This is a genomic window from Mucilaginibacter sp. (assembly GCF_028288205.1).
Lineage (GTDB): Bacteria > Bacteroidota > Bacteroidia > Sphingobacteriales > Sphingobacteriaceae > Mucilaginibacter.
On the sequence record NZ_JAQBOD010000057.1, the window covers coordinates 34,613 to 49,054 of the forward strand.

Below are 14,442 nucleotides of genomic sequence, written 5' to 3' on the forward strand. Positions count from 1 at the left end.
TAATTGTTCCACTTTAGGGGGTTAGGGGGCTACCGCACGTTTAACCGCGTTTTGGGCTAAAGTTGTTTGCGGCGCAAAGAAGGGTAGTGTTTCGGTTTTGGCTTTGTTGCTGCGTTTGGAGCCATCTGGAGTAAAGTCTGATTTAATCTCATTTTTCACTTCTTCCCTTGTTTTTTTCAGGCGGTCATTTGCAGTTTCAAGGGCAGCTTTGGCTTCATTAAGTAGCTGGTTTTGTGCGTGTAGTTTAGCTTTAATTTCTAAAACTTTGTTTTGCACGTCACCGGCTTTTGTGCCTTTAAATTTGTTATCCGGAAGGTCATCATCATCCGCATCATCAGTTGCAGGAATTACTTTTTCAACCAAGCCGCCTTTAACATCAATTTTTTTACCGGCTGATGTAGTGTAAGTGTCGGCAGGGGCGGGGGTGGTCATGTCCTCGTCTTGGTAAACCTCGGTGCCTTCTTCCATTTCGCCGGCATGGTGCAGGGTGCCCTTGTCGGTAACGGTTTGTTTGTTAATCACCTTCTTAAAGAAGTTCATAATCTTATCTAAAACCGATGTGGTTTTTTCAATAAGTTCCTTGTTTTCGATGTTCATATTGCTGTTTTTGTTTAAGATTTTATTTATGTAGCGTTGATAAAATACAGGAGCGGTACTGGTGTAATTTTTAATGATGGCGCTGTTGGTGATGTCTGTTTGGTAATCCTCTACCTCGTCAACAAATCCCAGGTCAAGTGCTTGGTCTGCAGATAACCAGGTGACGGCGTTAATTAAACTATTAACCGTAACGCCGTCCAACCCGGTCTTGTCCATGTAGATCTGCGCCAGGCGCGATTGCACTACATTCAACATCTGCACATCCTTTAGCAGTTCGTCGGCGTTACCGCCGCTGCCTACCATTGGTTTGTGAATCATGAGCAGGGCGTATTTGCTCATTACTACTTTTTTACCGCCCATTGCCACTATAGAGGCAGCCGAGGCGGCCAGCGCATCAATGTAGGTAATTACATTACCGGTGTACTTTTTCAGCAGGTCATATATGGCTATGGCGTCGAACGCGCTGCCACCTACCGAACTAATGTGAACTTCTACATCCTGGCCGGCCGCTGCTTCCAGCTGATATTGTAAGTAGGATGATGATAAACTGCCCGAACCTATGCAGTCGGTATCCGTATCATATAAATAGATTTTGTAACTCATGCTTTTTGAGATGTGAGATTTTAGATTATGAGAATTGAGATCGATTTTTGCCAGAGCTAATTCCGGCGATTGGATATACAAATATCCGGGTTATTCTTTAATTGGATGGTGACAGTAGTTTGTCAGTGGTCTGAACCGCTGATTGAGCTGATTTATGGATTTCGCTGATTAATCCTATAATCTTTAAATCTTTTATGAATCTTACCCATGTTTATTATGCTGATTGGCATATATCAAAGGTCGGAAAACTATTTTGAATGGATGGTGACACTACTTTGTCAGTATCACAAAAACTGTTCATCGCCCGCCAAATGGTGCGTTCATCTTTTTCAAATTTTAATTCGGCTTCCAGTACCGCCTGGTTCTTGCTAATGCCGCGTGTTTTAATTTGCGCTTGTACCCATAAATAGATCTCACGATAAATAAAAACCTTGGTAGTAATAAACCCGGCCTTATACATTGCCGAAAATATGCCCTCGTCAAAGAGCGTGTTTGCAATTTTTATATTCATAGTGGTTTGTGGGTGGAGAATAGTGAATATTTAAGAAAGAAAAACTTTTTATCTTTTTACCTTAAAGATTAACCCTATTAACCGTCTGCGCCAATATATTTTGCTGACTGTTAATGTCTTTCACATCAACATAAACAGGGGGGAAGTTATTAATCATCTGGTAAGCTATGGTATTGGCCAGGTCCTTTTGGTCATTCATGGGTTGGTTGTAGTAGCGGTTAGAGTTACCGCCGTCTGTAAATATACCGCCGATGGCATAACCACGACCGGGATTAGTTATCGAAAAATCCCGACCGCCATGTGCCACATTAATGGCACTAACCAAATTACGCGCCCAGGGGTTACGCATTGCTTCTGATACTACTACGGCCTCGCCCGAACGCAGATAAGCATTGGTATTATCCGTACGGCTATAACCTGATAGGAGCGTGCCTTTACCATCCGATTGGTAATGCAAACCACCTTTAGCATACTGTGGTGTTTTCTGCGCGGCTATGGTAGCTACTTGTATAGCGGTTTCGGCAATAATTGCCGGGATGGTGAAAGCAGCAAAGACACCTGTTTGAGCGGTAACTTTAGTAACTGCCAGTGCGCCGTTTATAACAGCCTGCAATATAGATGCCTTTTGCTCTGCCTTAAATGCTTTTACTTTTTCGGCGGCTTCCTTTTTTTTGTATTTATCCTCTATAGCCTGTTTTTGCGATGCGGTTAAGCTGCTGTTATTCAGCTCGGCCTGTTTTTGGGTTTCCAGCTGTTTTATTTTGGCATCGCTTTGCGATTTGATGTTGTTTTGCAGGATGGAGAATGCCGCGTTTGAAACTTGCTGGGCAGTTTGCAGTTCGAAATCTTTGCGTTGCTGTGCAAATTGTTTATCGGCAGCGGCCATTTCCTGCTGGTATTTTTGCCTGATATCCGCGGTATCTTTGCCAGCCTCGGCAGCTTTTTGTATTTCGAAGTTGTATTTATCGGTTATAAGTTGCTTTTCGGTAGCGAGCTTGTTAGCAGGTAAAATAGCTTTATCAACATCATGCTGATCTTTGCTTAATTGTTGTGTTTCAACCAGGTCTTTTTGATGCTGTAATGCCTGAGCCAGGTCCTGATCATTAAATATTTTTATTGCCGTCTTAATACCTTCGTGGTATTTGTCTTGCCGTTCTGTGCTAAACACTTCATATTCGGCCTGTGTAATTTGTTTTTTGGCTAATTGATCTTTAAAGTCTTTAAGTTCTGCTTCGTGATAGTTTTTAGCAATGGCAGCTTGTTTTGCAAATTTGTCGGCCATATCCTGTAATGCCGTGGAGTTTCCTCTGGACGATGCCCCATTATTGTTTGTAACAATTTTCCCATTAAAAAAATCATATCCGCTTTTATTGCTTATTTCAGCTGCGTCCGACTCAAATTTTGTTGCAATAGTTATTAAAGCGTTCTTTTGGTTAGTGGCATCCGTTATTGCCTCTTCACGTCTTTTTTTCGCTGTATTTATCTTATCCACCTCCGCGTTGGCATCCATGAAGCCGGCGGGACTGTTAACTACAGAGAGCGCCCCGCGTCTCATAAAATCTTTTGTCTTGTCCCAAAATGTTAAAACATCATCGTCAGATTTTAATTTAGTTTGTTCGGCTTCATAGGCTTTCTTTGCCGCATCCTGTAGGGCTAACTGCGCAGATGCTTTTAATAATGTCATTTTTATATACGACGCCCCGTTTTTAGTAACTTTACTTTCAAGGTCATTAAAATTTGATACCTGGCCCATTGTTTTACCCACAGTAGTATTGTACTGCTCTAACACTTCCTTTTTGTCTAAAAATCCTTTTCGGGTCAAGCCAATATTTATTTTTAATTCATTGATCTGTTTTACTGCATTAGAATAATCGCTGCTTTGTAAAGCGCCATTCATGGCATTGATGCTTAGTTTGGCTTTATCAACAGCCTCTTTGCCATTTGTTAACGATTTTATAAATTCAAGAGCTTGCGGCCCGAAAGCCAGTAATACCGTTAACCCACCTGTTAAAGCTGCTTCTAATGATATAGTTCCTTTGGTTAAAAATTCTATAGCCGTGGTGAAAGCCTTTACTATAGGTGCAGCATCTTCGGAAGTTTTTTTAATTTTTGTCAAAGTATCATTAACCGGGTCACTTTCTGACTTAAGCTTACCAACAGATTCGCTAAGCTTTGATACATCATCGTCAAGCTTCGTTATAGGCAAAGAAAGGTTTGTTATTGATGCCCGTAAACCGTCAAAGGCAGCTTTATACTGATTTATTTGTTGTTGACCATTTGCATTAATGTCAACATTAATTGAAAAATTATTATCTGCCATTTTTTTGATTTATTAAGTTATTTGTTAATATTTATGTTAATTCTAAAACTGATCTATTGCGTTAAACAATTTTAAAAATATTCTACACTTCCTATGAAAGCATTTTTCTTCTCAATTTTATTATTTGCTTCCTTTAATTGTTTTGCACAAAATCCAATAAATCAGGATTCTCTTAAAAAAGCCTATTTAATTAAGGCCCATGAAACACCTGAATACAAGGAAGCAGTGGATGATATAAACCAAGTAAAAAAAAATATAGAATTGCAAAAAACAGGTATTTTAACAGCTGCAGATGTTGTTAAAGATTATAATATCAGATTGGGTAGCCATTTGGGTAAAAAACAAACATTAAAAGACGTTGAATTACGAATTAATAGTGAAGGTGAAAAATATCCTCAATACGTACTCTTACTTGCGGCTGCCAGATTAGCTAAAGAAGACGCAAATAAACAAGAGTAGGTATGCACTATCAGACAATAGTCTGTGCTACTAAAGATTTGTTATAGTGTACTGATATAAAAAATCAAATCGTTTTTGTCTTTTTTATATCAGTTATATTAAAATCAAATACTGGATTATTGAGTGTTTCTTCCTTGTCAATAGAACCGATATTAAACGACTCAAATTTGATATTATCTTCAGCGTCCTTCTCTGTTGAAAATTTGCCATTAACCAATACTTTATCACCAGCCTGCAACGGTTTTAACATATTTTTGATCTTGTCGTTATCAAAAATATGCGCCTTCAAAATTATAGCATTGTATTGCGGGTATTTTTCGTCAAACTGCATTCCCTTTGATATTCTTAGCGTGACATCAATCGCGCCATCTAAAGCATCAACATCAAGTGCATGAATTACTGCCTGCCAATTTTCAGCTTTTGCATTTTTATTAATGAAATGAGTTATTTTAACCATGCTGGTATCAAAAACATCCTTCTTATTTATTTCATTATGTTGAGCCTTGTATACAGAATCAGCATCAACTAAAACCTTTATAAATGTCAGTTCTTGCGCAGGTCTATTGTCTTTTTGTTCAGAAGATGGTTGTCGATCGCAGCTATATAGCGTAATCATTATAATCGGGAAAAAAAAATAAGATAATTTTTTCATAATGACAAGTTAGGTTTTGCTAATTTTATTGGTAAATATAATTGTATTTTAATTAAGCTGCAAGAGGTTTTTTTTAAATCAAAATTTAAATATCGAATCTGATAATTGTCATTTAATAATTTATTTTCTACCTCAGTTATTTTACTAAGCGCTGCTTTTGCTTTTGTAGTATCTATTCACTATTAAGCGTGTTTATCGGGATTGACAAATTAGATATACTTGTCCTTAAACCATCAAAGGCACTTTTATATTGATTGAGTTGTTGTTGCCCATCGGCATTGATTTCCACATTTATGGAGATATTTTCATTATTATTTGCCATTTTTATTTATTAATAAATCTTATTAAATTTTACTTATTATATATGAAAATCTTAAAATCAAAAAGTGGAATTGGTCATTCGAGGTTGACAGAGTATGTGATTGATAACCAGATTGCAAGAGAGGATATTTTTACGATCACATTAGATGGACAAGGCCCCCTGGAAAAGTTTACAATTTTTTACTATGCAGAGCCAAAACCAGAATCAGAAAAAAAGGTTTTTGGGGTTAAAGTCATATTTTATAATTGTGACAAGTTGAAAACTTATCACAATTATGGACTAAGTTACGCTGCCGCTAAACTTTAATCAGTGCGGTTACGCGCCAACGGGTTACACATAGCCTCTGATACACCACAGCCTCGCTCGAGCGCAGGTAGGCATTGGTATTATCGGTACGGCTATAACCGGATAGCAGCGCGCCTTTACCGTCAGAATGATAATGCAAACCGCCTTTGAGTTACCCCAACTTTACCAACTCCACCTTAGTAGGCTGTCCTTTGCGCCATGCATCAATTTTATTAATATAATAATAGGCGCTATCCTGCTCCAGGTAAACGGGTATTAACAGGTCAAGCTCCAGTATATCTCGCGGGGCGAGTAGAAAATAACGTACCACCTTTTTGGTTTGCTTTAATATTTTCTCCAGTTCGGGGTAATATTTTGTTTTTAAGCCAGCCAGGGGCTTGCCCGAAATAGTGCCTGGCATATCGCCAAAACAAAGATTATAATCACCATTGGGCTTGTAAAAATAGGGCGCGCTTATAATGTCATTCACTGCTATATTGGTACTGCCATCTGTAAATATTACGGTTTTGCCCAGGTTATTTATATTAAGTTTATGGTCTATCAAAATCCGTGGTGAAACACCAACGCTAAAATCCGTACTGCTGCTACTGCCATCAATCATTTTTATTTGAGCAACAGTGCCGCCAATATAGGGCCGGTTAAGAGTGGGCGCAAATTGGCTCTCAAATAAGTCGGCAGCTGTGGCAGATAAGGTGGCATCGGCCACATTAATTACCGCATCGGCAAAACCTGCAGGTAAAATAGCGTCGTCCGGCTTATATTTCATGTTATTTACTTGTGCATATCCGCCTAATTGAAAGTTAATGGTTTTACCCTGGTCCAAACATTTTTTGGTCCATTTTTTAGCTATGGGGATATTATTCACAATGTCATGAAAGGAGGTGAATGATATTGTTTTGTTTGCATTATCTGTTTGGCATACTATTCCAAATCTTTGCAGTGTATCTTTCAACAGGTCCTTTTGCGAAATATTAGGGAAAATACGCTCGCATTGCACGGTTTGGCTATATTTAACAGCCTGGTTTTGTGCCTGTATATTAAATGTAGCACCCGGATAAATTCTGAAATTTGATGGATTATCGCCAAACCAGGTGTAATTTATTTCAACGCTTTGCCCGGCTGCCAGTTCGGTTTGACAGGATAACGTTTGCTTGAAAATATCAATATTACCGGTAATACTGCCGCCACTCGTTCCGTTGTCCCTCGTCCATGTGCCCATATCCCAGGTAAAATCTATTTCTGCCGGGTAAATGTCAGGCAAACCAGGTGTATGAATAGTTATTGTAACATGTAAATAGGTGGGGTGTTTACCCGTAATTTTACCATGCATATAAACGTGTGGGAAGCTAACAGTTATATTATAATCACTTCTTTGCTTAGCCGTAAATATTCCTGCGCTTATTTGGTTCGACAGATCAGAAATAGGATCTAAAACAAACCTGCCTGCCGGGTTATTATTATTGGGGTGATTGAGTTGTATGGTTGTTCCATTAGATGCTGTACTACTTAAAATATCCGGCTGGTTTTGATAGTCGCTGCCATGTTCCCATGAACCATTACTAAATTGTGCGATAAGCAATGGATACAAAGGATCTTTAAGTAAAGATCCGGTTGCTTTATAGCCGGTGCTTTTTACCAACAGGTCAATAGCCGTTTTTATAAAAAAGCCGGGCCGCATAGTTGTTACATTAATAGATTGCGAATAGTCTTCGGTAAAATTGCCATAATCTATTACCGGGTATATCCATCCTTCGGTTTTGGTTTGTGAGTGTGCAACATTATCTATATTCCAGGCGTGGTCGTAAGGCTTCCAAACCAGGCTTTTTCCGAAATTGCTCCATTGGCTTTTGGTATCGCCCATATCATATAGTTTACCATCAATAGCATCAAAAAAATCAACATTGCCTGATAGAATGGTTATGCTGGCTGTATCCTGCTCAATGCTGTTTAACTCGCCGATGCCATAAGGGATTATCTCCAAGCCATCCTGCACCAGCTTTGCATCATATTTGGTATAAGGCGAATCTGTACAAAAAGCGATATCATCCGGAAAACCAAGTATCCGCCTGTTGCGCTGTGTTAGCGGCAGTTTAAACTGGTTGGATGTATTTCCCTGCTGATTTTGCACCTCGGCCAGATTATTGATCTGGAAGGTTAAGGCAATTGGGCTGTCATCACTCAAATCCACCAACTGGTCGTTATAAATAATTGAATATTGTTCATGGTCCTTTATTGCGTTTGAATATTTATGCTGGGCAGGTTAAATGTTACACTAAAAGGAGCCTGGCCATTAAGGGTTTCGTACTCGCTAAATGTTGCCGTATTTAACACAACTGTTTGCCATTTAACCGGATTTTTATTAACCAGCATTTGCACCTTAGGCGAATATTTGATGGATTGCAAACCTTTAATATCAGCTACAGACAGGTCCTCGGCCATTACTTTCATTTTTTGGCCTGCGGTTTTGCTTATCACTTCTTCTATGCTATCCTGGTTTTCCCAATCTGATACATAATTTTTGATGATGATTGCATTTTGCACATCTAAAGAAACTTCTTGGTTATAAACAAAACGGTAGTAGTTCCATGAGCCGCTTAAACCTATCCAACGCAAGTATACCGACCGTTCATCTACCGCGTCATCAATACGGATGGTTTGTGTCTGTGTAACAGTATTGGGGCCATTTTCATTATCATATTTTAAAGTGATTGTAAAATAATAAGCAACAGCCGGAAAATTACTGTTGATTAATAATCGGTTTAATCCAAGTTGGTCTGATAATGGTCCGTTGGATATAGTTTGATTAGCGATAATTAATTTGCTGCCATCTTCATTAAACAGCCATGTGCCATTGTCATTCAATAGCGCGTTGGTGAGCGGTTGGCCCGATAACGGGTTTCGGTTAATATCTAATAATGTAAGCTCATAGTATAAATTCAAACCCAATAAACTCTCGCTATAAATAAATCCAATATCAAACGGATAACCGTTTGAATAAACGGGCTCTGCAAAATCTGTTATCCAGCGGGCCAGCGGAATCCCGGTAATTACCGATGCAAAAGGCACATAAGCAGCCAGGTTACCACCGTACCTTTCGGCTAATTGTTTGGCGGCATAAACCACATAATACGGATCGGCTATTGTTACCCAATTATCTGGCTGTGGATTGTTATCCCAATCTTCTGCATAAGCTATTTGGTAGCTGGCGCTTAGGTTATCATCACGAAAGTTAAGTTTTGTAAAATCGCTTTCATCTTTTACTCTAACTATGCTTTGCAAAAAGTTTGACAGATCTGCTTTTATTAACCCGGTGTTATCTGGCCTGTTGGTAGAGCGGATGGTTTTTTCCTGGTTAGTTTCCGGGTCCTGGTAGGTAATGTCGGTTAGTAATTTATAATATGGGCGCAGGCGATTTATATTGATATAACCTGTTGCTGTGGTAGTATAAGGCGTGTTTAAAATAAGTGAATTAACCGTGTCTGTTTTAATCTTATATGTTCCCTTATAGCTCCCTGTATTTATATATACCAGGTCATCATTTAAAACACCTGTTAAATTTGCATTGACTATGAATTTGGCATTGCCGGTCAAGCTATCTGATATAACGGAAATTACCTCAAAATCTTTACGCTGATAAGTAAATACAACCGGGTTAAACGCGGCATTCCAACGGCTTATATTATCGCCAATTGTTGCTGACGGATCACTTATTAAAAGCCTGCTAAGCACTGGTATGTTAACCTGCAGGTTTGCCGCGCAGCCAACACTATTAGCATCGGTAACGTAAACAGTTTTTAATCCGCCTGTTATACCGGTAAAAATATTTGATGATTGAAAAGTTATATTGTCTAAACTAAACTGTAAAGGCAAATAGCTTGATGTTGCATGAACCGTTATTTGTGCATCGCCCGCTCCCGGTGCCGATTCTGATCTATCTATATCAACATTGGTAATTAACAGATCGCAGGAGTTTACCGGGGGGGCCGGATCCGGCGCATTACTAATGTTGATAATTGTATAAGTTTTTGAATAGGTTGTTGTAAAACCACCAACCCCGTCTGGTGTCCGCTGCGTTATTATCCCGGCATCTATAGTTGCTGATCGTTGCCCGGCAATGGTTATATCACGTGTTGTGTTTACTCCATTTTCGTTGATCAAGTAAGTTATAACTACGTTGTTTCCGTCGGTAGGTAGCCCGGTAGCTGCATCAATTATATTTATATAAACATCATCTGCATAGTCGGTAGCTCCGTCTGGGCTGGTATGCGTATTTGCAAAGGCTATATTAGCTATTAATCCCATTTTTTAGTGTTTGTATAGGTTAGTAATTATCAAAATACATAGTTGCCAAAGTGATGGTTAAATTAACCCCCGTTGTATTAGCATCGAACTTATTGTATACCGGGGTGCATTTGGCTTTGTCGCCGGCTTTTATTTTAAAATAGCGCCCGTCGCCTTCGCGGTATTTAGAGGCCTTTACAATAAATTCGTTAGCCATACGTAAAGCCTGGCTAACGTAGGTCTCATTGGTCGAGGTATACATATCAAAATCGGTCTTAAAAAGAAAGTCAATCGAGATTGAAAATGTATTATCAACCGAGCCGTTAATTTGCGGCGATAGGTTAATGGGTTGTAACGAATAGAGAAACACACAAGGGAACGAGGTAACATCATCTGCAAGTGTATTTAGTTCGTTAGCGGTGCCATATACAAAGGTTGGGTTTGTTGTTAAAGCTTGTACAACGGCTTCAATTTGATTACGTATGGGCATGGTTGGTCATTGGTTAATTGGTCATCAGTTAATTGGTTATTTTAGCGTTGTGCTTGCAATAGCTCAGCGTATTTTCGCTGATATTCTGCTTCGGTTTTATTTAGCAGGAGCTTGGTTAGTACGCGATCATAGGGAGTGTTTAGGATTTCATCCCATTTGGTAATGTCGCCCCCTGAAAGCGCATTGATCGTGTTTATATACTTGAATTTTTCAAACGATTGAATGCCCGCTTTCTTTTCCAAAACAGATGAAGCTGCCGAAAGCAATTTGTTTTCCGCTTCAATAAGTTTGGATAACTCATAAAAAAATATTTGGCGATGGGCAGCGCCTCCGTTACCCTAAGTTTTTTTATGGTTTCGCAAAACTCCTCTATTTTATACTCATTATATTTCTTGCCGGTCACTCTGCAATAAAAATATTGGGCAAGCACCTGGCAACTGGCTTTTAATGACGGATTAAAACGTTCCTGCCAATCTTCTTCACCATATAAGCTAATGTGTTCATTTATTTCCTCGGCAATAACGTCCCTGGCTGCCATAAACGCACCTGCGGGTTCAACAGATAAATTGCGGATAACGTTTACATTTATTGTTTTACCATCAAAATCAAAGGCTACTTTTGACGGGATGTCATCGCTATTATACAAGTGTTTTATCTGATTTGACAAGGATACAACCGCTTCGCCGAACATGTCAAAATCTCTAAAATCTAATACATTTTGCAGCTCTTCTACCGGTATATCAGAAAGTATACTTATAGCATCGAGGTCATTCAATACGGGCTTGGTCTGCATAGCCATTATTTGCCCTAAGGTAACTTCCTTAATGTCTGTTGGTATTTTAACCAGTAGCTTGTCTTTAATAGTTTTAAGTGTGGTTTCTATCATATAGTAATCAGGTCTTTAAATGCATTGTTCCAGTTGTTATCTCTGTAAGGCAGGCGCGATTTAGGCATAACCAGCGTATTAATTTTTAATTTATTTAAAGCCACATAGCGCAATGGATCAATTAAATGGTTCCAGGTATCCACCGGCTCATTCATGGTTTTGCCTGATCGGTCCGTTTTCCATTTATAACGCCCCAGTTCTTTGTGCAGGTTAATGCTTCGCCGGCTGATGTTTATCTTGTAGCGCTTTAATATATCAATAGAGTGGTTAATGCTGTCTGCGCCCTTTTTTGCGCTTTTTACGTGCCAGCCCAATCGCTTTAATTCTTCTATAGATTTTGGTTCGGCACTGTCGGCTATAATTTCTGTGCTTTTGCTTATATTGGAATTTGTTAATTTGACAGCTATATCTTTATTGGTTAGGCCGGTCTCATAAAACAATTCATCAATCCAAAGTTCTCCGTTTTGCAGGTACACATCCACACAGCCCGTTTGGTCATTTGTAAATCCAAAATCAAGGCCTACCGCTATCCGTTTGGCATCCTGCGGAATATTATCACAAACATACCAGTTGTTAAATATCAGGCCGTTTATTTTCCCGGTAAGGCCACGTGCATATACCTTCCATTGCTCCGGGTCAACATCTTTAATATTCTCTATTTTATCACGCATATTTTGCTCCAGGAATGGATTGTGCCTGTGGTCGGATATGATCAGTTGTACCCCTAATTTTCCTATTAAATTAGTATGTACCCAAAACTCCGTATTGGGGTTATAATCAATAAATATCCTGATCTTTGTACGCAGTGCCAATTCGGTATAAATATTCCATTCAATACCATTAGCCTCATTAATAAAAAGATAATCGCGCTTACCCGATTTTGCATCCTGCCCATCTTTATAGCTTTTAAATTCGATGATTGAATCATTATAAAATTCAAATATCCTGTCTGTTTTATTAAAATTTTTTACCAGTTTTTTTAGTTGGATCGAACCATTGTATATGCCTAAAGCATCGCGTAAGGCCCCTGCTTTTAGATTAGGAATATCTTGCCCAACAACAGTAATTACCTGTTTCTCCTTTTCGCAAGCCAGGCAAAACAGTACCTGTATTATAGCGTAAGTTTTCCCCGAACTTGTGCCTCCCTGGTTAATAACTATGTGGGCGGTTGACGCATAGTTTTGCTTAAACAAAACAGAAGCTTCGTATTCATTAGCAGTCATTTTATTAAGTGTATTAAAGTGTTTGACGTTATATAACTACTTCTTTTTCGTTGGATACAGGTTGCGGACCAGATTCGATAATCTTTACTTTTATTGATTTTATGCTATCGGTGGCTTTTGTTTTTTCAACCTTTTCATTCCACCCCATGCTTTTTAGAACAAATATTGCTCCGGTAGGCGAGGGGCGATGTAGCAGCCTTTCATAAGTGGCTTCTACACGCAGTCGGGCGCGCTTAACTATAGGGGCATACTTACCTGTGTTTTCGTACTCGTCAAATTCATCGCGGCTGTTAAATCCCAGGAAGAGGGCCAGCCCCGTAATTGTTGCAACTTCAGAATCCCGATCATATACTTTTTCCTCAATGGGATCAGTTTGCGAGGGTTTTTTTGACGATACTTTTTCGAGGTGATATTCGCCTTCGATATATTTAAAGTATGCATCAACAAGATCACGCAATGTGCGCTTGTCAGAAAAAAATGGTTTGAAATCTCTCATTATGATTTAAATGCTGATTGGCATAAATCTATTCAAATGTAAGAAAAATAACTGGCATTTGAAAGTATTTAGCCCGAATTTTTTATTTAATTTTGTAGTCATACTTCTTTCATTAATAGTTGTTGTAGTAATAGCATTATTATGCAATAATTAAAAAGTTAAATTGAGTTAAATGGTAATTAACGCAACTGTTTGCTATTTATATTCGTATTATAATAAGTATAACTAAACGGGCCTATGAATTTTTTAAGGTTTACCTTATTTATCTTGCTTCTTTCGGGGGTAATTATCTCCTGCCAGAAAGATCAGGCTGTTGATCTAAATCTTAAATCAAAAAGTAAAACTGATTCTGTTAACGCTTCAGGTAACATATTGGCCACCCGAGGTACGCTGCAAGTTTCTGTAAATGATTCTATATATACTTTTGATGCCACTAAAGACTCTATCGCTTTTATTAATTTAAACATCGACAGCAATAAATATTTTGGCATTACTGCTATTAATAAGGCACATACCATGAGTTTTGGTATTAGTTCATCAGGCTCTGCAGCTTCTGATTTGACAAGACCTATTGCCGGCGGCCAATTATTATTTAGTGCCGATAATAAAAGCGGGATGCAATACACACTGACTAAAAATTCTGAAACGCAAAATAAAATAGACTTGTTGCAATACATGCAAGACAGTGTACTAACTAAAGGTTCTTTCTTTATACTTATGGCTAAAGATGGAAAGCCAAATTCACCTACTTATAAAGTCCGCGGTAATTTTGATCTTCGTATAAAATAAATTTTGTAAGCAATATAAAGTATAATAGCTATAGATACTGAATGTTCAATAGCTATGTTTTATATGTTAATTGGCATAGTAATTACCAAACTTCAATATCTGCAACCTCATTTTCTACCAACTCGGTAAGCAGTAATTTTACTACTGCTTCGCGCGCCCATTGCTGCTCAATAAGCGATGCATCTTCTTTATACCATTTTATTGGCTCATTTATTTCTATGCGGGCCTTATAAATAAAATTCTTCTTCGGGTGCAGTTTGGTTCCTTCATAACTGTTCATGTTTTCGGCTCTTACTATCCTGGCAAATTGTTTGGTTGTTATATCAACCTGCAAACATTCTTCGAGCGAATTTTTAAAGTCATGTTTGTCTTCAAGCCATAAGGTGAGAACGTCTTCATTAAGTTCATGGTCTGCAACTGTAATGCGGCTATAATCATAATCTACAGATATGATCATCCACCACAGTTTGTCTTTTAATTTTTGTGTGATCTTTATCATTTTGAAAG

Annotated in this window: 14 protein-coding genes; 3 read left to right on the forward strand and 11 right to left on the reverse strand. The window is 38.5% G+C overall.

Going from position 1 to position 14,442, the window contains the following annotated elements:
• Nucleotides 1–21 precede the first annotated feature (21 nt).
• The 3 genes from JWR23_RS14060 to JWR23_RS14070 all read right to left on the reverse strand — a co-directional run bounded on the left by JWR23_RS14060 (nucleotide 22) and on the right by JWR23_RS14070 (nucleotide 4,031).
• Nucleotides 22–1,200, reverse strand: coding sequence for a head maturation protease, ClpP-related (locus JWR23_RS14060; RefSeq protein WP_299516801.1), 1,179 nt, complete (start codon nucleotides 1,198–1,200; stop codon nucleotides 22–24).
• A gap of 214 nt (nucleotides 1,201–1,414) precedes the next feature.
• A complete protein-coding gene (locus JWR23_RS14065; RefSeq protein ID WP_299516802.1) occupies nucleotides 1,415–1,711 on the reverse strand; it encodes a hypothetical protein in 297 nt (98 codons plus the stop codon).
• 61 nt (nucleotides 1,712–1,772) lie between these two features.
• Nucleotides 1,773–4,031 carry a hypothetical protein gene (locus JWR23_RS14070; RefSeq protein ID WP_299516803.1) on the reverse strand — a complete coding sequence of 753 codons (2,259 nt, stop codon included), beginning with the start codon at nucleotides 4,029–4,031 and terminating at the stop codon, nucleotides 1,773–1,775.
• 93 nt (nucleotides 4,032–4,124) lie between these two features.
• On the opposite strand from JWR23_RS14070, the gene JWR23_RS14075 reads away from it, so the two are divergent.
• Nucleotides 4,125–4,490, forward strand: coding sequence for a hypothetical protein (locus JWR23_RS14075; protein ID WP_299516804.1), 366 nt, complete (start codon nucleotides 4,125–4,127; stop codon nucleotides 4,488–4,490).
• Between the two features lie 64 nt (nucleotides 4,491–4,554).
• Here JWR23_RS14075 and JWR23_RS14080 read toward each other — a convergent pair whose 3' ends face one another.
• Nucleotides 4,555–5,142: a hypothetical protein gene (locus JWR23_RS14080; protein WP_299516805.1), complete on the reverse strand. Its 588-nt coding sequence runs from the start codon at nucleotides 5,140–5,142 to the stop codon at nucleotides 4,555–4,557.
• A 364-nt stretch (nucleotides 5,143–5,506) separates the two neighbouring features.
• On the opposite strand from JWR23_RS14080, the gene JWR23_RS14085 reads away from it, so the two are divergent.
• Entirely contained in the window at nucleotides 5,507–5,770 is a 264-nt protein-coding gene (locus JWR23_RS14085; RefSeq protein ID WP_299516806.1) for a hypothetical protein, read from the forward strand.
• Nucleotides 5,771–5,921: 151 nt separating this feature from the next.
• On the opposite strand, the gene JWR23_RS14090 is transcribed toward JWR23_RS14085, so the two are convergent.
• From JWR23_RS14090 to JWR23_RS14115, 6 genes are all read right to left on the reverse strand, one after another.
• A complete protein-coding gene (locus tag JWR23_RS14090) occupies nucleotides 5,922–7,958 on the reverse strand; it encodes a hypothetical protein (protein WP_299516807.1) in 2,037 nt (678 codons plus the stop codon).
• A gap of 41 nt (nucleotides 7,959–7,999) precedes the next feature.
• On the reverse strand, nucleotides 8,000–10,072 hold the full coding sequence (locus JWR23_RS14095) for a hypothetical protein (RefSeq protein WP_299516808.1): 2,073 nt from the start codon (nucleotides 10,070–10,072) through the stop codon (nucleotides 8,000–8,002).
• A gap of 19 nt (nucleotides 10,073–10,091) precedes the next feature.
• Nucleotides 10,092–10,541 carry a hypothetical protein gene (locus tag JWR23_RS14100; RefSeq protein WP_299516809.1) on the reverse strand — a complete coding sequence of 150 codons (450 nt, stop codon included), beginning with the start codon at nucleotides 10,539–10,541 and terminating at the stop codon, nucleotides 10,092–10,094.
• A gap of 193 nt (nucleotides 10,542–10,734) precedes the next feature.
• Nucleotides 10,735–11,427: a hypothetical protein gene (locus tag JWR23_RS14105; RefSeq protein ID WP_299516810.1), complete on the reverse strand. Its 693-nt coding sequence runs from the start codon at nucleotides 11,425–11,427 to the stop codon at nucleotides 10,735–10,737.
• Nucleotides 11,424–12,650 (reverse strand): terminase large subunit, encoded by a 1,227-nt coding sequence (locus JWR23_RS14110; RefSeq protein WP_299516811.1) that lies wholly within the window; start codon nucleotides 12,648–12,650, stop codon nucleotides 11,424–11,426. The genes JWR23_RS14105 and JWR23_RS14110 overlap by 4 nt, the downstream gene beginning before the upstream one ends.
• Before the next feature lie 28 nt (nucleotides 12,651–12,678).
• On the reverse strand, nucleotides 12,679–13,146 hold the full coding sequence (locus JWR23_RS14115; protein ID WP_299516812.1) for a terminase small subunit: 468 nt from the start codon (nucleotides 13,144–13,146) through the stop codon (nucleotides 12,679–12,681).
• A gap of 237 nt (nucleotides 13,147–13,383) precedes the next feature.
• Here JWR23_RS14115 and JWR23_RS14120 point away from each other — a divergent pair, with 237 nt between their 5' ends.
• Entirely contained in the window at nucleotides 13,384–13,935 is a 552-nt protein-coding gene (locus JWR23_RS14120) for a hypothetical protein (protein ID WP_299516813.1), read from the forward strand.
• Between the two features lie 82 nt (nucleotides 13,936–14,017).
• On the opposite strand, the gene JWR23_RS14125 is transcribed toward JWR23_RS14120, so the two are convergent.
• The gene (locus tag JWR23_RS14125) at nucleotides 14,018–14,434 is read right to left on the reverse strand and encodes a hypothetical protein (protein WP_299516814.1); all 417 of its coding nucleotides are present in this window, start codon (nucleotides 14,432–14,434) and stop codon (nucleotides 14,018–14,020) included.
• Nucleotides 14,435–14,442 lie beyond the last annotated feature (8 nt).

Excerpts from the sequence above, each read along its gene's own strand:
- JWR23_RS14110 (WP_299516811.1), bottom strand. The coding sequence starts at position 12,650 with ATGACTGCTAATGAATACGAAGCTTCTGTTTTGTTTAAGCAAAACTAT.
- JWR23_RS14080 (WP_299516805.1), bottom strand. The coding sequence starts at position 5,142 with ATGAAAAAATTATCTTATTTTTTTTTCCCGATTATAATGATTACGCTA.
- JWR23_RS14115 (WP_299516812.1), bottom strand. The coding sequence starts at position 13,146 with ATGAGAGATTTCAAACCATTTTTTTCTGACAAGCGCACATTGCGTGAT.
- JWR23_RS14075 (WP_299516804.1), top strand. The coding sequence starts at position 4,125 with ATGAAAGCATTTTTCTTCTCAATTTTATTATTTGCTTCCTTTAATTGT.
- JWR23_RS14095 (WP_299516808.1), bottom strand. The coding sequence starts at position 10,072 with ATGGGATTAATAGCTAATATAGCCTTTGCAAATACGCATACCAGCCCA.
- JWR23_RS14125 (WP_299516814.1), bottom strand. The coding sequence starts at position 14,434 with ATGATAAAGATCACACAAAAATTAAAAGACAAACTGTGGTGGATGATC.
- JWR23_RS14065 (WP_299516802.1), bottom strand. The coding sequence starts at position 1,711 with ATGAATATAAAAATTGCAAACACGCTCTTTGACGAGGGCATATTTTCG.
- JWR23_RS14060 (WP_299516801.1), bottom strand. The coding sequence starts at position 1,200 with ATGAGTTACAAAATCTATTTATATGATACGGATACCGACTGCATAGGT.
- JWR23_RS14120 (WP_299516813.1), top strand. The coding sequence starts at position 13,384 with ATGAATTTTTTAAGGTTTACCTTATTTATCTTGCTTCTTTCGGGGGTA.
- JWR23_RS14085 (WP_299516806.1), top strand. The coding sequence starts at position 5,507 with ATGAAAATCTTAAAATCAAAAAGTGGAATTGGTCATTCGAGGTTGACA.
- JWR23_RS14100 (WP_299516809.1), bottom strand. The coding sequence starts at position 10,541 with ATGCCCATACGTAATCAAATTGAAGCCGTTGTACAAGCTTTAACAACA.
- JWR23_RS14070 (WP_299516803.1), bottom strand. The coding sequence starts at position 4,031 with ATGGCAGATAATAATTTTTCAATTAATGTTGACATTAATGCAAATGGT.
- JWR23_RS14105 (WP_299516810.1), bottom strand. The coding sequence starts at position 11,427 with ATGATAGAAACCACACTTAAAACTATTAAAGACAAGCTACTGGTTAAA.